Genomic DNA, 24,324 nt, shown 5'->3' on the forward strand with positions numbered 1-24,324 from the left:
TCGGCCGACCGGGCCGGAACGATGCGCTCAGGGATGTGCTCAGGGGGGAAACGCATGTATGACACCAGGGGGGCCCGCTCTTCGGCGCGGGCACGGGCGTCCGCGGCGGTGCTGGGGGCGGCACTGCTGCTCGCCGGGTGCTCCTCCTCGGACGGGGACAAGGCGGCCGACGCGGGCGCCGGGATCACTCAACAGCCCAAGGCCGCCGACCCGTTCTGGGTGAACCCGGACGGCACCGCGGCCCGCCAGCTCGCCGCCTACGAGAAGGCCGGCAAGAAGACCGAGGCCACGCAGATCCGCAAGATCGCCGAGCAGCCGGTGGGGGAGTGGATCGGCCCGGAGAACCCGGAGCGGGAGGCCCGCGGCTTCACCGAGGCCGCCGAGAAGTCCGACCGCACGGCCCTGCTCGTGCTGTACGACATCCCGCACCGCGACTGCGGCCAGTACTCCCAGGGCGGCGCGGCCGACGGCAACGCCTACCGCGCCTGGATCGACGGCGTCGCCCGGGGCATCGGGGACCGCCCCGCCACCGTCATCCTCGAACCCGACGCCGTGCTCCACCTCGTCGACGGCTGCACCCCGGACGAGTTCCACGAGGAGCGCTACGACCTCCTCAAGGGCGCCGTCGCCAAGCTCAAGTCCCTGAAGAACACCAAGGTCTACCTGGATGCGGGAAACGCCGGCTGGGGTCACCCCGACCAGATCTTCCAGCCCCTCCAGCAGGCCGGCATCGACCAGGCCGACGGCTTCGCCGTCAACGTCTCCAACTTCTACTCCACCGAGGACTCCATCTCCTACGGCAAGCAGCTCTCCGCCAAGGTGGGCGGCAAGCACTTCGTCGTCGACACCAGCCGCAACGGCAACGGCCCCTACACGAAGGGCGATCCGGCCCAGAAGTGGTGCAACCCGCCCGGACGGGCCCTGGGCGAGACGCCGACGACGAAGACGGCGGACCCTCTCGTGGACGCCTACCTGTGGGTCAAGCGTCCAGGAGAGTCGGACGGCACCTGCAAGGGCGGCCCGAAGGCGGGCCAGTGGTGGGCGAGTTACGCACTCGCCCTGGCCACGAACAGCAAGTAGCTACGGCACCCTGACCCACTGCGCCTTGGACGGCGTCCCCTGGTCGTCGTCCACGAACAGCATGTACCAGCCGGACTGCACCAGGTTCCGGCTCTTCGGGACGGTGACCGTGACCTTGTCGCCGGCGGTCTTGAAGTCGAGGGCGATCGACCGCTGATCCACGTCGGTCACGTGGGTCGAGGCGCTCGGCCGGATCAGCCGCACCTTCTTGATGCTGGAGGCGTGCTTCGAGGTGAACGTCCCCGAAGCACCCCGGGCGATCGTCCGCGGTCCTCCGCTGAGCGACGGCCGGGAGTCCCGGTACAGGTAGGGAGGCGTGTAGATCTCGATGCGCTGCTCGAACTTCCCCGGCTTGGTGTTCGCCTTGTCCGCGTACAGCGAGTCGGACCCGAAGAACATCACCCGCCCGTCGGGCAGCAGGATCGACCCGGAGTGGTAGTTCCGCCCGACCAGCGGATCGGCGACCCGGGTGAAGCTGTTGCTGTCCGGGTGGTACAGCCGGGCCTGACGGATGTTGGAGTCGCTGCGCCCCCGGTAGTCCTCCGAACCCCCGGACACCAGCAGGGTGTCGTCGGGCAGGATCGAGGTCTGCGGATACCGGGTGCCCTTCTCCAGTTGGGGCCCGTCGACGAAGTGCGGATTCTTCGCCTTCAGGTCGATGAGCCGCGTCTTCCTGCTGGACAGCTTGGACTCGCCGACCCCGCCCCCGCCGATCACCATGAACTTCTCGTCCTGGGCCGGAGGGAGCAGCACCGTCCCGGACGTCTCCATCATGTTGGGGTCGCCGAGCCCGGGCAGCTTGGTGAACTTGTTGGTGTCGACGTCCCAGATGCCGGGCACACGGCCCACGTTGTCGGGTCCGTAGCCCGCGTTGGAACCCGAGTAGAAGATCTTCCCGTTCTGCATCAGGAACAGCGCCGGGTACGTCGGGAACATCCGGATCTTCTGCGTGTACGTCCACTTCTTGGTCTTGGGGTCGAAGATCTCGTTCTTCCCCGGGACCAGCTGACCGATGTCGTCGAGACCGGAGACGCTGAGGATCTTCCCGTCCGACAGGGTCGTGAGCGTCGGGTACCAGCGGGCCTCGTTCATCGGGTCGACCTTGATGTACCGCTCGGCGACCGGGTCGAACTCGTAGGCGTCGCGGATGCCCTGGAAGTCCTTCTTGTCGAGGGCGAGCTTCTGCGCGATGCCGTACGTGTTGCGCGCGTCGGTGCCGGTCAGGCCCTGGATCCGGTAGTTGTCCTGGGTGCCGGTCTCGTACTTGGTGCCGCTTCGCTGCGCCTCGACGTAGATACGGCCGAGCCCGGGGTCGTTGCGCAGGAACGCGCCGGTCTGCGGGTCGAAGACCTTCTTCGCGCGCGGTACGAGCACCGGGTCCTTCGAGACGAAGGTCTTGCCGTTCTCCTTGCCGGTGAACTTGGTGCCCGCGGGCAGCGTCATCGGCTTGTCGGGGTTCTCGTTGTGCACGACCATCAGGCCGCCGGCCTTGGTGACGTCGCCCTTGAGCTTCTCGTAGCGCTTCGTCCCGCCCGCGATCAGCAGGTTGCCGTTGGCCAGCTGGGTGTGGCCGGTGCAGAACAGGTCGGCGGGCGTCGGCACCTTCTTGATGGTGCCCTTGACCGGGTCCCAGATGCGGGTGTCGAACTTCTTCTTGTCGAAGTTGTCCTGGTTGTTGCCCGAGCCGGCGACCAGCAGCACCTTGCCGGTGTGCAGGAGCGCCGCGTGGATGGTGTCCTGGCGGTACTCCTCGGGGAACTCGACGATGTCCCAGTGGCCGTTGGCGGCCTTGTACTCCGGCTTATTGATCTTGTACTGGTGGTACTGCTCGGTTCCGAAGCGGTACAGCCACGGCCCGTTCATCCCGGCCAGCGCGAGTACCACCGCCGTGCCTATCGCGAGTCGACGGGCACGACGGCGGCCGGCCTGGTCCTTCATTCCTTACGTCCCCCAAGTCCACCGAGCGCGATCTGCATGTTCTGGTCGTCGTCCCCCGCCGGGGCCTGGCCCGGCCCGCGGGGCGTGGCGGCCCAACTGGGCCGCTGCTGCGGGGCGTGCGGGGTGTGACCGCGCGCCGCGTAGGCCGCGTACTGCGCGGGCACCGCGTCCTGCGGCTCCGCCGCCGGCCCGGGTGCGGCCGCCCCGGCGGCCGGGCCCGCGCCCGGGGCCGCCTCCGCCGTCTGCCGGGGCTTCTTCTTCTCCTGCCGCAGCGCGTGCCGCCAGGCGAAGATCGGCGAGGCGGTGATCAGCATGGCGAAGACCGCCCAGGTGATCATCGCCGGGTGGGAGTGCCCGAACGCGAAGCCCGCGGCGAGCGAACCCCCGAAGACCAGGATGAAGAACCAGTGGATCCGGAAGGTCCCGAACAGTGTGTCCGGGCTGGCCGAGTCGCCCTTCGGGGTCACCACGAACTTGCTCTTGCGGCGCAGCACCGCGTCCATCAGCGAGCGGGCGTAGATCGGCGCGGACAGCGCCGACATCACCATGCCCGCGACACCGCCGGAGCCCTCCGGCTCGTGCGGGGAGACGTTGTGCCGCCGGTTCCAGATGTACAGGCCGATCTGCAGCGCGGACGCGTTGCCGTACAGCATCAGCCACACGGTCGGGTCGATGTTCACACCCGAGGCGCCCAGGCCCAGGAACAGCGCGCAACTCAGCGCCGCCAGGATCCAGTTGAGGGCGGACATCGGGTAGAAGATGATCATCATCGTGTAGTTGAAGAGCTTGCCGGGCGGCAGCGAGTAGAAGCCCTTCCAGTACTGCTTGAGGATCGTCTCGTACGTCCCCCGGGACCAGCGCATCTGCTGGGTGAAGAAGTCCGTCCAGGCGTTCGGGCCCTCACCGACGGCGAGGACGTCCGGGGTGTAGACCGACTTCCACTTCCGGCCCGTGGCAGGGTTCTTGGCGCGGTGCATCTCGAACCCGGTGGCCATGTCCTCGGTGATCGAGTCGTACAGGCCGCCGATCTGCTGGATCGCGCTGATCCGCACGGCGTTCGAGGTGCCCACGAACATCGGGGCGCCGTAGCGGTTGCCGGCGCGCTGGATGAGGGCGTGGAAGAGGAACTGCTGCGACTCGGCGGCCTTGGTGACGAACGTGTCGTAGTTGCCGTAGACCTGCGGGCCGATGACGAAGCCGACGTCCGGGTCACGGAAGTAACCGAGCATCCGCTCCAGGTAGTTGGGCAGCGGTACGTGGTCGGTGTCGACGGAGGCGAAGAAGTCGTACTCGCCGCCGTGCGCCTCCAGCCAGGCGTTGTAGTTGCCGTGCTTCGTCTTGGCGCGGTGCGGGCCCTTGGGCTGGTTCCACCGGGCGACGCCCTTGCGGGAGAAGTGGTGGACGCCGAGCCGGGCGCAGACCTCCTTGACGGCCGGGTCGTCGCCCTCGTCCAGCAGCCACACGTGCATCAGCCCCCGGTGGCGCAGCTTGACCGCCGCCTCCAGGGTCTTGGTCACCATCTCCAGCGGCTCCTTGCCGGGCACGAAGGAGGTGAGGAAGGCGACGCGGGTGCCGGTCTCCGGCACGACCGGGACCGGGTCCCGGGCGACCAGTGTGGCGTGCGCGTTGGACAGCACGTTCATGCAGCGGAAGAACTCGATCAGGCCGATCGAGACGAGCATGACGATGTCGAGGGCCGGCAGGAAGTCGTAGGCCGGGTAGTCCCGTTCGGTCCAGTGGTCGGGCTGCAGCAGCCAGAACAGCAGGACCAGGGAGAGCACCGGGGCGGCGCCCAGCATGAGCGCGGCTCGTATGCGGTGCGGCTCCTGCGAGAGCAGCGAACGGTACTGCACCTTGTAGGGCTTGCCCGGGTCGGGCTGAGTGAGGGGGCCCGCGAGTCGGCTGTAGTGCTCGTAGTCGTATCTCGGCAGGCTCTTTCTGATGCGACGGAACTGGCCGGTCCGGTGCCCTATCGCACGGAGCTGGGTGGTCTGTGACGGGTCGTTGTGCTGATCGTGGCTCTGCCGGGCGCCCTTCGGCGTCGACGTCATGAGTCATTCCCCCCACACGCGGGTCACCGCGTGTTCGTCGGTCCTTCGCCCGGTCGGGGCCCCCTCGGCCGTCACAGGCGGTTCAGTGGCGAGGCACAGTCACCACGTCTTGCTCACCCTATAGACACGGGACTGCGACCTTCCGGTTGCATTGATGCCCCACTCGGCACCGGTTCATGAGCGGGGCCCCCTCCCCGCCGGTGCGCAACCGCTTTCCCCCCAAGTGCCGCGAATCCGCGGCTTCATGAGCAACCAGGGTTCTACGGTGCTCAGCATGATCGCAAGACGCGAAACGCGGTGTTTACCGGTCAAACCCGTTCATTGTGGCGCGGGTGGGGCTCGGGAGGCTCGGGTGCGCCGGTGGGGGAGAGGCGGGCGCGGATGTTGCCGAAGTGATCTCTTATGGCCTCCTCCGCCCGTATGGAATCGCCGGACCGGACCGCGTCGAGGATCTCCCGGTGCTGACGGCAGGTGACCCGCGGGTCCTGCGGCACGTCCATCAGATCCCGCTGGACCCGGTGGAACGCGTCCCAGAACGCCTCCAGCACCTCGCACAGCAGCACGTTGTTCAGGCCCCGGTAGAGGGTGGCGTGAAATGCACGGTCGGTCTCGGCGAGGCCGCAGCCCTCGGCGGCCTCCTGTTCCATACGGTTCACGAGGGCCTCCAGTTCAACGAGGTCCGTCCGAGGCAGCCGCCCGGCCAGCCGCGAGACCAGTCCCGTCTCGACCGCCTCGCGCAGCTCCAGCAGCTGGAGCAGGGAGTCCTCGCCCCGGTAGTGCCCGGCGACGGTACGGAAGGCGAGCCCCTCGATCATCGGGGCGAGCGACATCGGGCCCACGTAGGTCCCGAACCCGTGCCGGATCTCCACGATCCCCATCGCCTGCAGCGCCTTCAGCGCCTCCCGCACCGAGTTCCGGCTCGCCCCGAGGAACCCCATCAGCTCGGGCTCGGTCGGCAGCGGAGCGCCCGAGGGCAGCCGCCGGTCGATGATGAGCTTCTTGATCCGCTCCTGGAGGTCACGCGCTGCCATGGCCAGAGGGTATCCGGCCATACAGCAGCAGGCCCCCCGTTCGCACGGGGGGCCTGCTGTCGTTGGGGGTGTGGGTGGCGGAGCCCCCACTGCGCGCGGCGCAGCCGCGCAATAACAGAGATGGCGAGCCAGGTCCGCGCTATTTGCGGACGTGGCTCGCCATCGTCATCGTGCGCCGCCAGGGACTCGAACCCCGGACCCGCTGATTAAGAGTCAGCTGCTCTAACCAACTGAGCTAGCGGCGCCTGCTGACAAGAGAACTCTACCTGACCTGGAAGGGTGCTCCGGACCACCCCCGGATGTCCCGGAGGGCGGTCATATCTGTCTGTACATCATTCGGACCGTCAACATGCGCGCTCCGGCGACAGTTGTGAAACTGATCAACGTGCACATCCGCGGACAAATCAACCCTGAATGTGAGGCAGATCGCATGACCGCTCCGGCGTTCGAGGAAGTCGACCCCGCGAGCGACTGCGGCTGTCCCGGCTGCGCCCGCCATCGGGTGAGCCCCCGCCCGCCCGGCCGCTTCGGCCGTCACCCGGCCGCCCGAGGGGTCGTGGTCGTGGCCGCCGCGTCCGCCGCCCTCGGCGCCGCGCCGGCGGCCGCCGCCGTCACCGCCCCCCACGCCCAGCCCCGCCCCGGCGCCCCCGCGGCGGACGGCGGGCCCGCCACCCCACAGGGCCCCAGGGCCCCGCTGTACGGCCGGGCCGGCAAGCCGGCCGAGCCCCCGCTCGTCCCGACCCCCGCCACCACCCGGACCAAGATCATCAACCGCGCCAGGACCTGGGTCGACGCCGAGGTGCCGTACAGCATGAACGACTACTGGTCCGACGGTTACCGGCAGGACTGCTCGGGCTTTGTCTCCATGGCCTGGGGTCTGGGCTCCAACGAGTGGACCGGCAGCCTCGACCAGTTCGGGGTGAAGATCACCAAGGAGGAGCTGCAGCCCGGCGACATGCTCCTCTTCCACAACCCGGACAACCCCGAGCGCGGCTCCCACGTCGTGCTCTTCGGCGGCTGGACGGACCACACGCACGCCAACTACCTGGTCTACGAGCAGACACCCCCGCACGCCCGCAGCCAGCCCACCCCGTACCCCTACTGGACCCACGCCGACAAGTACGTCCCCTACCGCTACAAGGGCGTGACCGCCGGCACCGCGGGCGTCCAGCAGGCCGCCGACAGCAAGAAGCCGGCGCCCTTCCCGGGTGCCGGGTTCTTCGGCGACGGCGCGCACAACAAGTACGTCACCCAGTTCGGCCGCCTGCTCGTGTCCCGCGGCGCAGGCTCCTTCTACACCGAGGGCCCGGGTCCGGCCTGGGGTGAGGCGGACCGGCGGGCGACCCGGGCGTTCCAGCTGGCCCAGGGCTGGACGGGCGAGGACGCCGACGGGCTGCCCGGCCCCCGCACCTGGAAGCTGCTCGTCACCGGGCAGGGCAAGAACATCGCCTCCGCGGCGGCCGGATCCGCCCGGCCCGCCTCGCACGGGGTGCCCGGCTATCCCGGCCGGAACCTCTTCCGTCCGGGCGCGGAGAACGAGTACGTCACCCAGCTGGGGCAGCAGCTGGTGAAGAAAGGGTTCGGCAGCTTCTACGCCGACGGGCCCGGTCCGAGCTGGGGCGAGGCGGACCGGCGGGCCGTGGAGGCGTTCCAGCGCAGCCAGGGCTGGCGGGGCGGCGCGGCGGACGGCTATCCGGGCCCGGAGACCTGGCGCCGCCTGTTCGCGTAGGCGGCGCTGCCCGCGCTCGTGAGCGCCCCGCCCTGATCCCACTCCCACCCCCCACTTCTCACTCTTCTCACTGTCATGACGCATCTGGCGCGGAGGCTGGAGGCACGCATGAGTACGACCACGTCACACACGTCCGAGTCCGGAGAGCAGCCGGAGAGCGCGCTGGGCACCGGGGGCATGACCACCCGCCCGGCACGGCTGATCCAGAACGAGGTGACCACCGAGATCCCTGTCCATCTGCTCTTCCGTGACGAGCCCGAGCCGGTGCCGGTGCCGCTGAAGCCCGCCGTCGTGGGCCGCCGGCAGGCCACCGGTGAGCAGCCCCGCCTGAGGCGCCCGGCCCCGGCCCGCAGCCGGACGGTGCCGCAGGTCGACCCGGAACTGGTGGAGCGTCCGGCGCGGGTGCTGCCCGGCCTGGCCGGGGTGCTGGCCGGGGCGGGCGGAATCGCGGGGTGCCTGGCCACCTCGTGGTGGGCGGGCGTGCTGCCGCCGCTCGCGGCTCAGGCGCTGCGCCTGCCGGCCTGCACGGGCACGGGTCTCGGGCCCGCGCAGTGGGCGGCGTACGCCGGGGCCGGTGCGCTCGGCGTGCTCGGCTTCGGCGGGCTCGCCCGCGGCCGGACCGGACAGGCCCGGCTGCTCGGGCTGTTCGGCCGCTACCGGGGGACGGTCCGGCGTACCGGGCTGCTCTGGGTGAACCCGCTGCTGGTGCGCCGGCGGGTGAACGTACGGCTGCGGCACTGGCGCAGCGAGGCGATGCCGGCGGCGGACGCCAACGGGGTGGCGCTGCGGGTCGTCGTCCTGGTGGTGTGGCGGGTGCGGGACACCGCGCGGGCCGTGCTCGGCATCGACGACCACGAGACCTATCTGCAGGAGTGTGTGGAGGCGGCCCTCTCCCGGGTGCCGGTGGACCTGCCGGGCTCGGCGCGGGGCGGGGTGGCCGTGGCCGGGGAGGCGCTGACCCGGCTGGTGGCGGCGGACGCGGGGCCGGTCGGCCTGGAGGTGTTCTCGGTGCAGCCGCTCCGGGTGGAGTACGCGCCAGAGGTCGCCGCCGCGATGCACCGGCGCACCATCGCCGCGCTGGACGCCCGGCAGCGGGCCACCATGCTCAACTCGGTCGTGGATTCGGTGGAGGACACGGTGACCCGGCTGACCGTGCGCGGTCTGGTCGAACTGGACGACTACGAGCGCAAGGTGCTCGTACGGGATCTGACGGTGGCGTTCTGCTCGGGTCGCAGGGAGCCGATGTGATGGGTATGGACACGTCTTGATATAGACACGGCCAACTAACGGCAATAATCTGGGACTTGGTCTAGACCTACTGCACGGCTCAGCTCAGTGAACCTCCCCCACGTTCTCCAGGAGCGGCAGCATGCGTACCAGGACCAGATTTTCTGCGCTATCCGCAGTCGTGCTGGGTGTGGTGACCGCCGGAGCCTTCGCGCTCTCCACCGGCGGCGCCAGCGGGCACGGCTACACCGACCTCCCCATCAGCAGGCAGAAGCTCTGCCAGAACGGCACCGTGACGAACTGCGGCGACATCCAGTGGGAGCCGCAGAGCGTCGAGGGCCCCAAGGGCTTCCCGGCCGCCGGACCCGCCGACGGCCAGCTCTGCAACGGCGGCGTGAGCCGCTTCGCCCAGCTCGGCTCGCCGAAGACGCCGTCCGGTGCGGCCTGGCCCACCACGAAGGTGACCGGCGGTCAGTCGTACACCTTCCGCTGGCAGTTCACCGCCATGCACGCCACGACGGACTTCAAGTACTACGTCACCAAGCAGGGCTGGAACCAGAACCACGCGCTGGCCCGCTCGGACCTCAACACCACCCCGTTCCTGACGGTTCCGTACAACGGCCAGCGCCCGCCGGCCACCCTCAGTCACAGCGGCACCCTGCCCGGCGGGCTGAGCGGTCACCACGTCATCCTCGCGGTGTGGACGATCGCCGACACGGGCAACGCGTTCTACGCCTGCTCGGACGTCACGTTCTGAGCCCCCCTTGAGCAAGTCCGGCCCCCGGTGGGGGTAAGTTTCCGCCACGCCGATCCGTCGGGGCGGCGTACCGACCACCGGGGGACCCATGGAAGCCTTCTTCTACATCGTGCCCGCGATCATGATCGCTGGAGTGCTGTTCGCCGCCTACAAGGTGCTGGGGCGCTCCCGTGAGATCAGCAGAGCTTGGGGGAGCGGGCTCACGGCCGAGGCGCGCTGCCTGAACACGTACACCACGACCAGCGGTGGCGGGGAAAGCTCGGTGAGCACGACACTGCACCACGTCTACGAGTTCACGACGCGCGAGGGCCGTGCCGTCCGGTTCGAGGAGCGCGACGGCCCCTCCACGATCGTCCAGGGCGACATCGTCCCCGTGTACTACGCGGCCGACCGTCCGGAGAAGGCCACCGCCAAGCCCCCGGCGCACGGGAAGCTCGCGGCGGGCACGGGCTGCCTGCTGGTGTTCTTCGGTGTCTTCATCGCCGGCTGCATCGCTTTCATGCTTGGCGTCCATGCGTTCTTCTCGGTCGCGGACGACTTCATGCCCATGCCGTAGCTCTCCACATCTGACAGACCGTCAATTATCTTGCACCTCCATGGAGTCCATGGAGTCCAGGATGTGCACGGTCGCCGAGCTGGTGGCGGCCCGATGGGGTGACCATCGTCCGGGGCTGTGGTGCGAGGAACGGGTGCTGACCCACCACGAGGTGGCGGCCGGCGCCGCAGCGCGCGCGGCACTGCTCGCCGATCTGCTGCCACCGGGCGCCGTCCCGCACGTCGGCGTGCTGCTCGACAACACCGAGGAGTTCCCGCTGTGGCTCGGGGCGGCCGCGCTCGCCGGGGCCGCCGTCGCCGGGATCAACCCCACCCGCCGGGGTGCCGAGCTGGCCCGGGACATCCGGCACACCGAGTGCCCGGTGCTGGTCACCGAGCGGGCGCGGCTGCCGCTGCTGGCCGGGCTGGAGCTGCCCGGCGTGCGCGTCCTCGTCACCGACGACGACGCGTACGACACCCTTCTCGCCCCGTACGCCGGCGCCGTACCCGACCCCGCCCGGGCCGCACCTTCCGACCGGCTGCTGCTCTACTTCACCTCCGGCTCCACCGGCGCGCCCAAGGCCGCCCTCTGTTCCCAGGGACGGCTGGCCGCGGCGGGGTATGCGCTGGTCGGGCAGTTCGGGGTCCGTGCGGACGACGTGCACTACGTCTGCATGCCGATGTTCCACGGCAACGCGGTGATCGCGGACTGGGCGCCCGCGCTGGCCGCCGGAGCCGGGGTGGCGCTGCGCCGGCGGTTCTCGGCGTCCGGGTTCCTGGCGGACGTACGGCGCTACCGGGCGACGTACTTCACCTATGTCGGCCGGGCGGTCCAGTACATCCTGGCCACCGAGCCGCGTCCGGACGACCGGGACAACCCCCTTCGCATGGGCTTCGGGACGGAGGCCGGGGCGGTGGACGCGGCGGCGTTCGAGCGGCGGTTCGGCGTGCGGCTGGTCGAGGGATACGGCTCGTCCGAGGGTGGGGCGGCCGTCCAGTGGGCGCCCGGGACCCCGGCGGGGGCGGTGGGACCTGCGGGGCCCGGCCTGGTGGTGCTCGATCCGGGTACGGGGCTGGAGTGCCCGGTGGCCGAGTTCGACGCCGCCGGGCAGCTCCTCAACGGTGACGAGGCGATAGGGGAGCTGGTGAACCAGGGGCCCAACCCCTTCGAGGGGTACTGGCGCAATCCGGCGGCTGAGGCCGAGCGGCGGCGGGGCGGGGCCTACTGGACCGGGGATCTCTTCTACCGGGACGCCGAGGGGTACCTGTACTTCGCCGGCCGTACCGACGACCGCATCCGGGTCGACGGGGAGAACCTGGCCGCCGCGATGATCGAGAACATCGTCGCCCGGTACGAGGGGGCGGTGGCCGTCGCCGTGTACGGGGTGCCGGACCCGGTCACCGGGGATCAGGTGATGGCGACCGTCGCCGGGCGGTTCGACCCGTGGTCCTTCGCGGAGTTCCTGCGGGCCCAGCCCGACCTCGGGACGAAGATGGCGCCCCGGTTCGTGCGGGTGGTGCAGCGGATGCCCGTGACGGCCACCAACAAGATCGAGCGGGCGCGGCTGCGGCGCGAGGGGTTCCGGTGTGCCGACCCGGTGTGGTGGCGACCGCCTGGGGAGGACACGTACCGGAGGCTGACCTGGGAAGATGTCGAGGGGCCCCTCGCTTCTGCGAAGGGCCCCTCATCTGTGCGCCGCCAGGGACTCGAACCCCGGACCCGCTGATTAAGAGTCAGCTGCTCTAACCAACTGAGCTAGCGGCGCATGACTCCCGCCTTCCGCGGTTTTTTACTCCCGCGGTCGGCGACGAAGAAAATACTACCTGGTTCTCGGGGGTGCTCGTGACCACCGCGTGTGGGCCTAGATCGCGAGCGAGAGCAGCACCGGAGCCGCGTTCCGGTTCAGCGTGTCCGCGGCCTGCCGGAGCCGGTGTGCGTGCTCCACCGGGAGGGACAGGGCCAGGCAGCCGACCGAGGAGCCCGCGGTGATCGGGACGGCCGCGCAGACCGTGCCGATCGCGTACTCCTGGAGGTCCAGGACCGGCACGGTTGGCGGCTGGGACTCCAGACGGGACAGCAGCAGCTTGTCGCTGGTGATGGTGCGCGAGGTGAGGCGGGCCATCTTGTGCCGGGAGAGGTGGTCGCGGCGGGCGTTGTGGTCCAGCTGGGTGAGCAGGCTCTTGCCGGCGGCGGTGGCGTGCGCGGAGTAGCGGAAGTCGACCCACTCGTTGACCGCCGGGGTGGCCGGCCCGGCGGCGTACTGGGTGACCCTGACCTCGCCGTCCACGTACCGGCTCATGTAGATGGCCGCACCGACGGAGTCCCGCAGCCGGTCCAGGGTGTGCTGGAGCTTCTCGCGCAGGGCCCGCTCGCGGTCGTGCGTCGAGGTGAGGCGGCGCAGGGTGTCGCCGGTGACGTACGCACCGTCGGCGATCTGCTCGACGTAGCCCTCGCGGCGCAGCATGCGCAGCAGCGCGGTCAGCCGCTCGGGGAGCAGGCCGGTGTGGCGGGCCAGCTCGGTGTCGGTGACGCCTGCGGGGTGACGGGCCACGGTCTCCAGTATGCGCAGCGCGTCCTGGGCGGAGTGGTACGGGGCGGTCGGCTCGTGCATCAGCGCCACGGTGTTTCCCCCTGCGCTCGCCTGTCTGTGGCCGCTAAGTCCGGTCGGCGGATCGCTACCACGATAACGGGCAAAGGGCTGTTGGGGAGAGGGGGTTGGCGAGATTGTGGTGCTCGCCGCCCCTCTCCCAACTGCGACGCAGGCCCTCTGGCATATGCCACGGTCATCACCCAGTGCCCGGACCTCGGCTCTTCCTGTCTTCACGCCTTGTAGTCACAGCACCGCGCTGAGGAATTCCCGGGTCCGGTCCTGCTCCGGATCGCTGAAGATCTTCTCCGGCGGGCCCGACTCGATCACGCGGCCGGCGTCGAACATCAGTACTTGGTCGGAGATGTCCCGGGCGAAACCCATCTCGTGGGTCACGCAGAGCATCGTGATGTCGGTGGTGCGGGCGATGTCCCTGAGCAGGTCGAGGACGCCCGCGACCAGCTCGGGGTCGAGCGCCGAGGTCACCTCGTCCAGCAGCAGGATCTCCGGCCGCATGGCGAGCGCCCGCGCGATCGCCACCCGCTGCTGCTGGCCGCCGGAGAGCTGCGAGGGGTGCGCGTCGACCTTGTCGGAGAGCCCGACCAGGTCGAGCAGCTCGCGCGCCCGCGCCTCGGCCTCCTCGCGGCCGATCCCCAGGACGTTGACCGGCGCCTCCGTGATGTTCTGCAGCACCTTCATGTTCGGGAACAGATTGAACTGCTGGAAGACCATCCCGATCTTCCTACGGGCCCCGCGCAGGTACTTCTCGCTCGCCGGCCTCAGCTCGCCGTCCGGGCCGCGCATATGGGACAGCGGCTCGCCGTCCACCCAGATCACGCCGTCGCTGACCCTCTCCAGCGTCATCAGCAGCCGCAGGATGGTCGTCTTGCCGGAGCCGCTCGGCCCGATCAGCGTCACGTGCTTGCCGCGCTGGACGCCGAAGTCCAGCCGGTCCAGCACGACATGGTCGCCGAAGCGCTTGACCACGTGGTCGAAGCGGACCAGATCAGGGGGCATGCCCGGGGTTCCGTCCTGCGCGGATGGCTTCTGCAAGGGGTTGTCCAGGGGATCAATGGCCAAGGCGCTGCTCCAGCTTTCTCATCAGAAGCGAGGTCGGATAACTGGCCGCCAGGAAGATCAGGCCCGCGAGCGTGAACGTCTCGGCGTACGTGAAGTGGTCCGCGCCGTACTCCCGGGCCTCGGCGACCATCTCCGTGACCGTGATGACGGCCAGGAACGGGGTCTCCTTGAACATGGAGATGGCGTAGTTGCCCAGCGCGGGCAGCACGCTGCGCACCGCCTGCGGCAGGATCACCGCCTGCCAGGTGCGGCGCGGTGGCAGCGACAGCGCCCGGCAGGCCTCCCACTGGCCCTTCGGCACACCGTCGATCCCTGCCCGGTACACCTCCGACAGATACGCGGCGTAGTGGACCCCGAGCACCGCGATCCCGATGGTCAGCGGCTGCACCGTGTTGAAGACGGCGTAGGCGCCGACCAGTTGCACCAGCAGCGGGGTCGAACGGACGAACTCGGTGACCACTCGGACCGGAACGGTCACCAGCCGGGTCGGCGCCCGGCCCGCCACGGCGACGACCAGCCCGAGCACGGCGGCCACCAGCGTGCCGAGGACGGTGGCCAGCAGAGTGGTGAGAAACCCGTCCCACAGCAGCGGCAGCGAGTCGCGGACGGCATCCCAGTCCCAGCTGTAGTTCACAGGGCGCCTCCCGCCGTCGCCTCGGGCCGCTCCGCCGGCTGCGCGCTGCGGCTGCGCAGCAGGCTGCGGGCGCTCGGGTGCTGGCCGAGCCTGGTCTTGGCGTGCCGCTCCAGCGCGTTCATCAGCAGGGTCAGCGCGTAGGCGAGCACGAAGTACATCACCAGCAGGGTCAGATAGGCCCAGGTGGTCGAGCCCGTACGGTCACGCATCTGCTGGACCACCGTCGTCAGGTCGGCCGCGGAGATCAGCCACAGCAGCGGGGTGCACTTCAGCAGCTGGATCAGCAGGTTGGTGAACGGCGGGATCATCTGCGCCCAGGCCTGCGGCAGGATCACCCGGCGCATGCGCTGCGCCGGCGTCATGTTCAGCGCGACCGCCGCCTCCCACTGCGCCCTCGGTACGGCGTTCAGCGCGCCGCGCACCACTTCGGAGCCGTAGGCGCCGTAGTTCATGCCGAACGCCACCACGCCGCAGACCAGCGGGGTGAGCTGGTACCCGGTCAGCAGCGGGAACGCGTAGTAGAGCCAGAACAGCTGGACGTACAGCGAGGTGCCGCGGAAGAACTCCACGACGACCCGGGAAAGCCCTCGTACGAGCACGGGCCTGCTGTTCGCCATGAAGCCGAACACGAAGGACAGGGTCAGGGCGACGGCCGAACCGAGGACCGTGGCCTCCAGCGTGACGGTCAGCCCGGACCACACCTGGGGCAGGTGGCCGAAGAAATAGGAGTAGAAGTCACCCATGGGCAGTGGCCCCCGTCAGGCCTTGCACAGGTCGGCGGTCTTCAGGTTCGCCGGCGGGATGGTGTCCTTGCCGAAGCCGTACTCACCGATGAGCCTCACATACTGCGCCGGATCCGAGGTGATCTTCTTCAGCTGCGCGTCGAAGGCGTCCCGCAGCTCCTCGCTGCCCTTGCGGAAGACGGCGCCGCCCGGGCTGTACTGCTGCTTGCCGCCCACCACCGGGACGAACGAGTCGGTGACCTCCACCTGCGGGTTGGTCTTGGCGAGCCAGCGCAGCGATATCCCGGTCAGCACGAAGGCGTCGATCCGGCCGCCCTTGACCGCGTCTGCGCCGTCCTGCTGCTTCTGCAGTGTCTTGATGTCGCCCTCGGAGAACCCGGCGGCGGTGGCGTAGCTCTTCTCGACCGCGCCCGCCAGAACCCCGACGGTGGCTCCGGCCTTCTTCGCCGACGCCAGATCGGTCAGGTTCTTCGGGTTGCCCTTCTTGACCATCATCGCGGTGGGCGAGATGAACTCCGGCTCCGAGAACAGTGCCTTCTCGCACCGCTCCGGGATGATGGCCATGCCGGCGCTGATCACGTCGTACTTACCGGCCTGCAGACCGGGGATCAGGCCGTCGAACTCGGCGAAGGTCGGGCGCAGTTCGTCGACGCCCAGCGCCTTGAAGATCACCTGGTGCAGAGTGGGCGCCTCGCCCTTGAGCTTGCCGTTCTCCTCGTAGCCGTAGGGTGCCTCGTTCGCGTACGCCACTCGCACATAACCCTGCTTCTTGAGCTGCGCCAGCTTCGAGGCCCCGCTGTCGCCCGTGCTGGTCTTGCTGCAGGCGGTCAGGAGCCCGGGGACGGTCAGCAGACCACCGACGGCCGCGCCTCTGGTGAGGAAGCCGCGGCGGGACAGGTTCGGGAACTCGGACATGGGCGCGCAACCTCCACAGAGAGCCTTGCCAGGTCTGGCCGTAAACCAGTGGTGGCGCCTGCCCGATCTCCGTGAACTATGCGGTGAGAGTGGGGGGCGTAATGCAACCGTGATGTACGCGCTCCTGTTCCGGGTCCCATCACCGGCGTGTACGACGCGCTTGAGCCGCGGCGGACCGGGCAGACGCACCCGCAAAGACGCCACCCGCAAAGACGTGAGGAGAGGGAATGTCAGACCGTCATGTCGAAGTGGCGCTCGACCGGCGCGGAGTCCGCTGCACGGCACGGCTGCTCGACGACCGGGCACCGCTCACCTGTGCCGCGGTGTGGGACGCGCTGCCCCTGAGCGGCGACGTCTACCACGCGAAGTACGCGCGCAACGAGATCTACGCCCTCTTCCCGCCGTTCGCCGCGACGGAACCCCCGCTGGAGAACCCCACGGTCACCCCGATCCCCGGCGACCTCTGCTACTTCTCCTTCGCCGGCACCGAACTGGGCATGAAGGCCTACGGCTATGACCGCGAGGTCCGCCCCGACGCCACCGTGGTCGACCTGGCCCTGTTCTACGAGCGCAACAACCTGCTGCTCAACGGGGACGTGGGCTGGGTGCCCGGGATCGTCTGGGGCCAGGTCGTGGCCGGACTGGAGGAGATGGCCGAGGCCTGCAACGACCTGTGGCGCAGTGGGGCGGCGGGGGAGACGCTCAGTTTTCGGAGAGCGTGAGCCCCTCCTCGTAGAGGGCGTGTGCAGCCCGTAGCACCAGGTCGTCCCGGTGCCGGGCCGCGACGATCTGCATCCCGACCGGCAGTCCGTCGCCGTCGGTGCCCACGGGGACCGTCGCCGCGGGCTGCTGGGTGAGGTTGAAGGGGTAGGTGAACGGCGTCCAGCCCGTCCAGCGCCGCAGGCCGGACTTCGGGGGCACCTCCTCGCCGGCCTCGAAGGCGGTGATGGGCAGGGTGGGTGTGACCAGCAGGTCGTAGCGCTCGTGGAAGCGGCCCATCCGGCGGCCCAGGTCCATGCGGACGTCCACCGCGGCCAGGTAGTCCAGCGCGCTGTACCGGGCGCCCTGGGCGCAGATCTCGCGCAGGCCGGGGTCGAGCAGCTGCCGCCGGTGCGGCGAGAAGCTCTGGGTGAGCCGGGCCGCGCCGCTGAACCACAGGGTGTGGAAGGCGTCCACCGGCTCGCTGAAGTCCGGGTCGGTCTCCTCGACGTAGGCGCCGAGGTCCGCGAGTCCGGCCACCGCCCGCCGTACGGCCGCGGCGACCGCCGGGCGGACGGCCACCTGCCCGCCCAGGGTCGGCGAGTACGCCACCCGCAGCCCGCGCACGCCCTGGTCCAGGCCCGCGGTGAACGACTCCGGCGGCGGGTCCAGCGCCGACCAGTCGCGGGTGTCGGGGGCGGCGACGACGTCCATCATCAGTGCCGCGTCCGCCGCGTCCCGGGTCATCGGGCCGACGTGCGACAGCGTGCCGAACGCGCTCGCCGGGTACAGGGGCACCCTGCCGTATGTCGGTTTGAGGCCGAAGATCCCGCAGAACGCGGCCGGGATGCGGATGCTGCCGCCGCCGTCCGTGCCCAGCGACAGCGGGCCCGCGCCGAGTGCGACGGCCGCCGCGCTGCCGCCGCTGGAGCCGCCCGCGGTGCGGGAGGGATCGTAGGGGTTGCGGGTCACGCCGGTCAGTGGGGAGTCGGTGACGGCCTTCCAGCCGAACTCGGGAGTCGTGGTCTTGCCGAGGAAGACCGCGCCGTGCTCACGCAGCCGGGCGACCGAGGGCGCGTCCTCATCCCAACGGCCCTGCTCGGACACGGTCTTCGAGCCGCGCAGGGTGGGGTGGCCGCGCAGCAGCAGGATGTCCTTCACGGTCACCGGCACCCCGTCCAGCAGCCCGGCCGGCTCGCCGCGCCGCCAGCGCTCCGCCGACTCCCGCGCCCGCGCGAGCGCGTCCTGTTCGGTGAGGCGCACGAACGCGTTCACCTCCGGCTGGATCCGCCGCGCCCGCTGCAGGGCCTGTTCGGTCGCCTCCACGGGACTGAACTCGCCCTTGCGGTACCCGTCGAGGAGTTGTACGGCGGTCAGGTCGGTGAGCTGCATGCACCCTCCTGGTGGTTCAGTGACCGGGGACGTAGCCGCGCTTCTTGTCGACCACGTTCACCAGGGATCTGCCCGCGGCCCACCGCTCGTACAACTCCACGAACTGGATGCCGAGTTCATCGCGCCACCCGACCGTGTCGCCGCTCATGTGCGGGGAGACGATCAGACCCGGCAGCCCCCACAACGGGCTGTCCCCGGGCAGGGGTTCGGCGGCGAACACGTCCAGGGCGGCGCCCGCGATCCAGCGCCGCCGCAGCGCCTCGGCGAGCGCGTCCTCGTCGACCAGCGGCCCGCGGCCGACGTTCACGAAGACCGTCGAGGGCTGCATCACGCCGAACCGGTGGGCGTCGAACATGCCGTACGTCTGCTCGGTCAGCGGGGCGGCGGCGATCACCCAGTCCGCGCGGGAGAGCAGCCGGTCAAGATCGCCCGGGCCGTGCACTCCGGTCCGCGGGACCCGTCCGACCAGCGCCGTCGTCACGTCCAGGGCCTTCAGCGTGCGCGCGATCGCCCGGCCGATCGGCCCGGAGCCGACCACGCACGCGCGCGTGCCCGCCACCCGCCGGGTCTCCCGGTGGTGCCAGGTCCGCTCCCGCTGCAGCTCCAGCGTGCGCGGCAGATCCTTGGCGACCGCCAGCACCAGCGCGGCCACGTACTCGGCGATCGGCTGGTCGAAGACCCCGCGCGCATTGGTCACCACCGTCTCGGAGGCGGCGAGTTCCGGGCACATCAGATGGTCCACACCCGCGCTGGCCGTGTGCACCCAGCGCGGCCGCGGCCCCGCCCCGGGCCAGGCCTCCCGTACGGCGTGCGAGGTGAAGTCCCACACCAGCAGCACGTCCGCCTCCGGCAGCCGCCCGGCGAGATGGGCCGCGTCGGTGTGCACGACCCGGGCACGCCCGGTGAGGCGGCCGAGCCGCGGTGGCGGGTCGGCGTCCAGGACGAGCAGGGTGGGCAGGGTCAGCGTCATTCGGGGCCGCTCCGGGCGTCTGACATGCGCGGATTGACCACGCTCGCACCGGAACCTACCTTCGTCAACACGGACGGCCTCACCGACCGTTGCCCCTCGTGTCCTCCCAGTGTGAGGCGGGTGTCTTGCCATGGACATCTCCTTTCTCGGCGGTCCCCGCCCCCAGCGCGGTGTCGGGGTGGTGGCCCCCTTCGACTTCGCCCTCGACCGGGAGCTGTGGCGCTGGGTGCCCGACGAGGTGTCGCTGCATCTGACCCGGACCCCGTTCGTGCCGGTCGAGGTGAGCCTGGACCTGGCCCGGCTGGTCAGCGAGCACCAGACCCTCGGCGAGGCGGTGCGCGCGCTGATCGCCGTCTCCCCCGAGGTCGTCGCCTACGCCTGCACCTCCGGCAGCTTCGTCGGCGGGATCGCGGGCGAGCGGGCGATGTGCGCGCAGATGGGCAGGGCCGGCGGCGCCCTGCCCGTGGTCACCACCTCGGGCGCCCTGCTGGAGGCCCTGGCGGAGCTGCGGGTCCGCCGGGTCGCCCTCGTCACCCCGTACACGGTGTCCGTCACCCAGGCCCTTCAGGAGTACGTCGCCGAATCCGGCGTACGGGTGACCGGCTGCGCCTTCATGGGGCTGACCCGGCACATCTGGCAGGTGCCGTACCGGGACGTGGTCGCCATGGCCCGCGCCGCGGTCCGCCCCGGCGCCGCCGACGCGCTGTTCATCTCCTGCACCAACCTTCCGACGTACGACGTCATCCCGCAGCTGGAGGCCGAGCTGCGCATCCCCGTGCTGTCGGCCAACCAGGTCACGATGTGGGCGGCGCTGCGCCGACTGGGTACCCGAGCCGTGGGGCCCTATCAGGCGCTGCTGGACGAGGCCGCGCGGGAATGGCCCGTACTGCCGGAAGAAACGCAGGAACACCAAGAAGGGCCGTCATGACAGCACTCGGACTCCTCTACCCGGGCCACTCCGGCGAGGACGACTATCCGCGCATCGAGCAGCTCCTGGGCAGCGACATCCGGGTGGATCTGGTCCACACCGACATCGGCGTGGACGCACACCGGGTGGACGCGCTGCGCGAGATGGGCTCGGCGGAGCGGCTCGCCGCCGGCGTGGCGGAGCTGCGGCTGACCGGCGCCGAGACGGTGGTGTGGGCGTGCACCAGCGGCAGCTTCGTGTACGGCTGGGAGGGCGCCCAGGAGCAGGTGCGGGCGCTGGCCCGGCTGGCCGGGATGCCGGCCTCCTCGACGTCCTTCGCCTTCGTGCACGCGGCCCGGGAGCTGGGGGTACGACGGGTCGCCGTGGGCGCGACCTACCCGGAGGAGGTGACCGCGCTGTTCGCGGACTTCCTGCGGGCCGGGGGGCTGGAGGTGGTCTCGGTGCGGTCGTCCGGGATCGTCACGGCGGCGGAGGTCGGGACGTGGGGGCAGGAGGAGGTGCTGACGCTGGCGCGGGCGGCGGACGCGGACGCCTCCGGCGCGGAGGCGGTGTTGCTGCCGGACACGGCGTTGCACACGGCCGCATTCATCGGCCTGCTGGAGAAGGCGCTGTCCAAGCCGGTGCTCACGGCGAACCAGGTGTCGGTGTGGGAGGGGCTGCGGCTGGCCGATCGCCGGGTGAACGCGCCGCGGCTGGGGAAGCTGTTCACCCGCGAGCCGATCGTGCAGGTCTGAGCGGCTGACCCCTGGGGCTCCGCCCCAGACCCCGCCAGGGGCTCCGCCCCTGGACCCCGTTTCCCACCCGCCACCCGTCTCGGTCGGCTGGAAAGTACCCCCTCAGGAATAAGCGGGGACAGCCTCCTGTTACTTGCCTGCAGGACAGCCAACGGCCACAACAGGAGGCTCACACCGTGTCGGCAGACGAGATCCGGGGCACGACGCACGGGACCGCCCCCGTCCCCCTCTCCGTACTGGACCTGGTGACCGTCGGCGCGGGCAGTACCGCCACCGACGCGCTGCGCACCAGCGTGGAGCTGTCCCGGTTCGCCGAGTCGCGCGGTTTCCACCGGTACTGGGTGGCCGAGCACCACTCCATGCCCGGCGTCGCCTCCTCCTCGCCCGCCGTGATCCTCGCCCACCTCGCCGCCCACACCGACCGCATCCGGCTCGGCTCGGGCGGCGTCATGCTGCCCAACCATGCGCCCCTGGTGATCGCCGAGCAGTTCGGCACGCTGGAGGCGATGGCGCCGGGGCGGATCGACCTGGGGCTCGGCCGGGCGCCCGGCACGGACGGGGCCACCGCCGCCGCGCTCCGCCGCACCGACACCCTGGGCGAGGGCGCCGACGACTTCCCGCAGCAGCTGGCCGAACTCACCCGCTTCCTGGACGACGACTTCCCCGACGGGCATCCCTACCGGCGCATCCACGCGATCCCGGGCCCGGTGCAGGGCAGCAGCCCCGGCGGTGTCCAGTCCGCGCACCGGCCGCCGATCTGGCTGCTCGGCTCCTCCGGCTTCAGCGCCCGCCTGGCCGGTCTCCTCGGGCTGCCCTTCGCCTTCGCGCACCACTTCTCCGCGCAGAACACCATCCCGGCCCTCGACCTGTACCGGCAGACCTTCCGGCCCTCCGAGGTGCTGGCCGAGCCGTACGCCCTCATCGGTGTCTCCGCCCTCGCCACGGACGACGAGCGGGAGGCCGGCCGGCAGGTGCGGGCCGCCGCGCTGAACATGCTCCGGCTGCGCACCGGCCGCCCGGGCCTGTTCCCTGACCCGGCCGACGCCGAGAAGTACGAGTTCGGCCCGATGGAGGAGGACTTCGTCGCCTCCTGGACCGGCAACATCGTGCACGGCACGGCGGACGAGGTCCGCTCGGGCCTCGACGACCTGCACAAGCGCACCGGCGCCGACGAGTTGATGCTCACCTCGCACGCCCACCGCGGCGAGCTGCGGCTGCGCTCCTACGAACTGATCGCCGACGCCTACGGCTTGCCCACCGCGTAGGCCGCCTGGTCGCCCAGCAGCTCGGAGATACGATCCGGCGGCACCGGACGGGAGTACAGCCAGCCCTGCCCGGTGTCGCAGCCGATCCGGCGCAGCCGCGTGGCCTGCGCCGAGGTCTCCACGCACTCCGCGGTGACGGTCAGGCCGAGGCGGTGGGCCAGCTGGATCATCGCCTCCACGATCACCTCGTCGGCGGGGTTGGGCGGCACGGCCACCGTGCTCTTGTCGCCCTCGTACTGGAAGCCGCGCACGAAGGAGCCGTCCAGCTTCAGCACCGACACCGGCAGCCGGCTCAGGTAGGCCAGGTTCGAGTAGCCGGTGCCGAAGTCGTCGATGGCGATACGGACGCCCATGTCGCTGAGGGCCTGCAGGGCCTGGAGCGGGCGGCCCGAGGACCCCATCACGGCCGACTCGGTCAGTTCCAGCTGGAGCAGGTGCGGGGCGAGCCCGGTCTCGGCGAGGGTCCGGGCCACGTCCGCCACCAGATCGGAGTCCCACACCTGGCGTACGGCCACGTTCACGCTGACGAAGATGGGCGGCTCGTCGGGGTGGTCCACCTGCCAGCGGCGGGCCTGCCGGCAGGCGGTCGCCAGTGCCCAGCGGCCCAGCTGCACGATCGAGCCGTCCTCCTCCGCCAATCCGATGAACCGATTCGGCGCCAGTACGCCGAACTGAGGATGATTCCAGCGGACCAACGCCTCGACCCCGCTCAGCCGGCCGTCCTCCATGCCCACCAACGGCTGGTACTCGAGGGCGAACTCACCGCGCTCGATGGCGGGGCGCAGGGTGGAGGAGAGGGCCTGGCGGGTGACCAGGTGCGCGTTGCGCTCGGGGTCGAACAGGGTCCAGCGGGCCTTGCCGTCCGCCTTCGCCCAGTACAGCGTCGTGTCGGCCGCCTGCATCAGACCCGTGGCGGTCGTACCGGCCGCGTGCCGTTCCACGACCCCGATGGACGCGGTCAGCGACAGCCGCTGTCCGGCCAGGTCGAAGGGTGCCTCCAGGGCCTTCAGCGCGGACTCGGCGAGGTCGGCGAGCTGCTCGGTGCCGGTGGAGTCCTCGACCAGCAGGGCGAATTCGTCGCCGCCGAGCCGGGCCACCAGGGGGGTGCCGGCGCGGGCGTACCCGGTCTCCTCGGCGACCAGGGTCAGCCGCTCGGCCACGGCCGAGAGCAGCCGGTCGCCGATGCGGTGGCCGAGGGTGTCGTTGACGGCCTTGAAGCCGTCCAGGTCCAGGTAGCACAGACCGATCCGGCCGGTGCCGCTCTGCTCGTACGACTCCGCCTCCAGCGCGGCCGTCAGGCGCTCGAAGAACAGGGTGCGGTTGGGCAGCCGGGTCACCGGGTCGTGCATCTGCAAGTGCCGCAGCCGGGCCTGGAGTTCGTGGCGGGCGCCGATGTCGGCGACCGACACGAGGACGCCGGGCTCGCCACCGGTCAGCGGGGCGACGGTGACCTGCACCCACACCGAGTGCCCCTCGGGATGCTTCAGTCGGCGGGTGCAGCGCAGCCGGGCCTGCCGGCCGCGCAGGACCTCGCGGTAGGCGTGCCAGGTGCGGGCGTCCGCGGCCAGGTCCACCAGATCGGCGGCGACCCGTCCGGTCAGCCCGTCCGGGTCGGCGCCGAGCAGGCCGCCGAGCGCGGGGTTGGCGCTGACGACGAGACCTTCGCGGTCGACGACGGCCATGGCGAGCGGCGCCGCCGCGAAGACACGGCGATAGGTGTTGTGGTCACTGTCTGTGACGGCTGACCGGTCGAGGTCTGCCGCGGGCGTCGGCCCTTCGGACGTTCCGCTCACCGCTCGCTCCCGCAGTGCACTCGATCTCTGTCCGTGCCGGAAAGTGTGCCGATCATAGAGGCTGGTCCTCAGGCCTTCCAGCCACTCTCCAGTGTCCCGGACAGACCACAGGTTCTGACAGATCGTTTCTGCCCGCACCTGGACGGGTTCTACAGGCCCCCGACCAGTTGTGACGTTCCGTGAGTGTTTCGGGGTGTCGGCCGTCGATGCACTCCGGCGCCCAAATGGGCGTACTC

At 70.6% G+C, this 24,324-nt stretch carries 21 protein-coding genes and 2 tRNA genes; 10 read left to right on the top strand and 13 right to left on the bottom strand.

What is annotated here, in order from left to right:
- Window positions 1-54 precede the first annotated feature (54 nt).
- On the top strand, window positions 55-1,080 hold the full coding sequence (locus tag ACFY3C_RS04550) for a glycoside hydrolase family 6 protein (RefSeq protein WP_390769670.1): 1,026 nt from the start codon (window positions 55-57) through the stop codon (window positions 1,078-1,080).
- On the opposite strand, the gene ACFY3C_RS04555 is transcribed toward ACFY3C_RS04550, so the two are convergent.
- The 4 genes from ACFY3C_RS04555 to ACFY3C_RS04570 form a co-directional block, all read right to left on the bottom strand.
- Entirely contained in the window at window positions 1,081-3,018 is a 1,938-nt protein-coding gene (locus ACFY3C_RS04555) for a galactose oxidase-like domain-containing protein (protein ID WP_390769671.1), read from the bottom strand.
- On the bottom strand, window positions 3,015-5,069 hold the full coding sequence (locus ACFY3C_RS04560; RefSeq protein ID WP_390769672.1) for a glycosyltransferase family 2 protein: 2,055 nt from the start codon (window positions 5,067-5,069) through the stop codon (window positions 3,015-3,017). Before ACFY3C_RS04560 ends, ACFY3C_RS04555 begins: the two co-directional genes overlap by 4 nt.
- Before the next feature lie 308 nt (window positions 5,070-5,377).
- Window positions 5,378-6,100 (bottom strand): FadR/GntR family transcriptional regulator, encoded by a 723-nt coding sequence (locus tag ACFY3C_RS04565; RefSeq protein WP_390769673.1) that lies wholly within the window; start codon window positions 6,098-6,100, stop codon window positions 5,378-5,380.
- A gap of 171 nt (window positions 6,101-6,271) precedes the next feature.
- Window positions 6,272-6,345: transfer RNA gene (locus ACFY3C_RS04570), tRNA-Lys, on the bottom strand.
- A 185-nt stretch (window positions 6,346-6,530) separates the two neighbouring features.
- On the opposite strand from ACFY3C_RS04570, the gene ACFY3C_RS04575 reads away from it, so the two are divergent.
- From ACFY3C_RS04575 to ACFY3C_RS04595, 5 genes are all read left to right on the top strand, one after another.
- Window positions 6,531-7,829, top strand: a complete 1,299-nt coding sequence (locus ACFY3C_RS04575; RefSeq protein WP_390769674.1) for a peptidoglycan-binding protein — start codon at window positions 6,531-6,533, stop codon at window positions 7,827-7,829.
- 108 nt (window positions 7,830-7,937) lie between these two features.
- Window positions 7,938-9,077: an SPFH domain-containing protein gene (locus ACFY3C_RS04580; RefSeq protein WP_390769675.1), complete on the top strand. Its 1,140-nt coding sequence runs from the start codon at window positions 7,938-7,940 to the stop codon at window positions 9,075-9,077.
- Between the two features lie 121 nt (window positions 9,078-9,198).
- The gene (locus ACFY3C_RS04585) at window positions 9,199-9,813 is read left to right on the top strand and encodes a lytic polysaccharide monooxygenase (protein WP_390769676.1); all 615 of its coding nucleotides are present in this window, start codon (window positions 9,199-9,201) and stop codon (window positions 9,811-9,813) included.
- A gap of 88 nt (window positions 9,814-9,901) precedes the next feature.
- The gene (locus ACFY3C_RS04590; RefSeq protein WP_390769677.1) at window positions 9,902-10,369 is read left to right on the top strand and encodes a DUF3592 domain-containing protein; all 468 of its coding nucleotides are present in this window, start codon (window positions 9,902-9,904) and stop codon (window positions 10,367-10,369) included.
- Window positions 10,370-10,418: 49 nt separating this feature from the next.
- Window positions 10,419-12,074 carry an AMP-binding protein gene (locus ACFY3C_RS04595; RefSeq protein ID WP_390769930.1) on the top strand — a complete coding sequence of 552 codons (1,656 nt, stop codon included), beginning with the start codon at window positions 10,419-10,421 and terminating at the stop codon, window positions 12,072-12,074.
- On the opposite strand, the gene ACFY3C_RS04600 is transcribed toward ACFY3C_RS04595, so the two are convergent.
- The 6 genes from ACFY3C_RS04600 to ehuB form a co-directional block, all read right to left on the bottom strand.
- Window positions 12,040-12,113, bottom strand: a tRNA-Lys gene (locus ACFY3C_RS04600). The two genes, ACFY3C_RS04595 and ACFY3C_RS04600, sit on opposite strands and share 35 nt — an antisense overlap.
- 96 nt (window positions 12,114-12,209) lie before the next feature.
- Complete coding sequence (locus ACFY3C_RS04605; RefSeq protein ID WP_390769678.1) at window positions 12,210-12,968, bottom strand: IclR family transcriptional regulator; 759 nt, start codon at window positions 12,966-12,968, stop codon at window positions 12,210-12,212.
- Window positions 12,969-13,181: 213 nt separating this feature from the next.
- On the bottom strand, window positions 13,182-13,952 hold the full coding sequence (gene ehuA / locus ACFY3C_RS04610) for an ectoine/hydroxyectoine ABC transporter ATP-binding protein EhuA (protein ID WP_390769679.1): 771 nt from the start codon (window positions 13,950-13,952) through the stop codon (window positions 13,182-13,184).
- A gap of 52 nt (window positions 13,953-14,004) precedes the next feature.
- On the bottom strand, window positions 14,005-14,649 hold the full coding sequence (gene ehuD / locus ACFY3C_RS04615) for an ectoine/hydroxyectoine ABC transporter permease subunit EhuD (RefSeq protein WP_390769680.1): 645 nt from the start codon (window positions 14,647-14,649) through the stop codon (window positions 14,005-14,007).
- Window positions 14,646-15,392 carry an ectoine/hydroxyectoine ABC transporter permease subunit EhuC gene (gene ehuC, locus ACFY3C_RS04620; protein ID WP_390769681.1) on the bottom strand — a complete coding sequence of 249 codons (747 nt, stop codon included), beginning with the start codon at window positions 15,390-15,392 and terminating at the stop codon, window positions 14,646-14,648. The genes ehuD and ehuC overlap by 4 nt, the downstream gene beginning before the upstream one ends.
- Before the next feature lie 15 nt (window positions 15,393-15,407).
- Window positions 15,408-16,307: an ectoine/hydroxyectoine ABC transporter substrate-binding protein EhuB gene (gene ehuB / locus ACFY3C_RS04625; RefSeq protein WP_386580219.1), complete on the bottom strand. Its 900-nt coding sequence runs from the start codon at window positions 16,305-16,307 to the stop codon at window positions 15,408-15,410.
- 227 nt (window positions 16,308-16,534) lie between these two features.
- Between ehuB and ACFY3C_RS04630 the strand changes: the two genes are divergently transcribed.
- A complete protein-coding gene (locus tag ACFY3C_RS04630) occupies window positions 16,535-17,029 on the top strand; it encodes a DUF3830 family protein (RefSeq protein WP_386580217.1) in 495 nt (164 codons plus the stop codon).
- Here the strand turns inward: ACFY3C_RS04630 and ACFY3C_RS04635 are convergent.
- Entirely contained in the window at window positions 17,010-18,398 is a 1,389-nt protein-coding gene (locus ACFY3C_RS04635) for an amidase (protein WP_390769682.1), read from the bottom strand. The genes ACFY3C_RS04630 and ACFY3C_RS04635 overlap by 20 nt on opposite strands.
- Before the next feature lie 16 nt (window positions 18,399-18,414).
- A complete protein-coding gene (locus ACFY3C_RS04640; RefSeq protein WP_390769683.1) occupies window positions 18,415-19,368 on the bottom strand; it encodes a D-2-hydroxyacid dehydrogenase in 954 nt (317 codons plus the stop codon).
- Window positions 19,369-19,498: 130 nt separating this feature from the next.
- Between ACFY3C_RS04640 and ACFY3C_RS04645 the strand changes: the two genes are divergently transcribed.
- From ACFY3C_RS04645 to ACFY3C_RS04655, 3 genes are all read left to right on the top strand, one after another.
- Complete coding sequence (locus ACFY3C_RS04645) at window positions 19,499-20,296, top strand: decarboxylase (RefSeq protein ID WP_390769684.1); 798 nt, start codon at window positions 19,499-19,501, stop codon at window positions 20,294-20,296.
- A complete protein-coding gene (locus ACFY3C_RS04650; protein WP_386580209.1) occupies window positions 20,293-21,030 on the top strand; it encodes a decarboxylase in 738 nt (245 codons plus the stop codon). The genes ACFY3C_RS04645 and ACFY3C_RS04650 overlap by 4 nt, the downstream gene beginning before the upstream one ends.
- A gap of 176 nt (window positions 21,031-21,206) precedes the next feature.
- The gene (locus ACFY3C_RS04655) at window positions 21,207-22,295 is read left to right on the top strand and encodes an LLM class flavin-dependent oxidoreductase (protein WP_386580207.1); all 1,089 of its coding nucleotides are present in this window, start codon (window positions 21,207-21,209) and stop codon (window positions 22,293-22,295) included.
- On the opposite strand, the gene ACFY3C_RS04660 is transcribed toward ACFY3C_RS04655, so the two are convergent.
- Window positions 22,274-24,088, bottom strand: coding sequence for a putative bifunctional diguanylate cyclase/phosphodiesterase (locus ACFY3C_RS04660; RefSeq protein WP_386580204.1), 1,815 nt, complete (start codon window positions 24,086-24,088; stop codon window positions 22,274-22,276). The genes ACFY3C_RS04655 and ACFY3C_RS04660 overlap by 22 nt on opposite strands.
- Window positions 24,089-24,324 lie beyond the last annotated feature (236 nt).

Source organism: Streptomyces sp. NPDC001410, assembly GCF_042895235.1.
Taxonomy (GTDB): domain Bacteria; phylum Actinomycetota; class Actinomycetes; order Streptomycetales; family Streptomycetaceae; genus Streptomyces.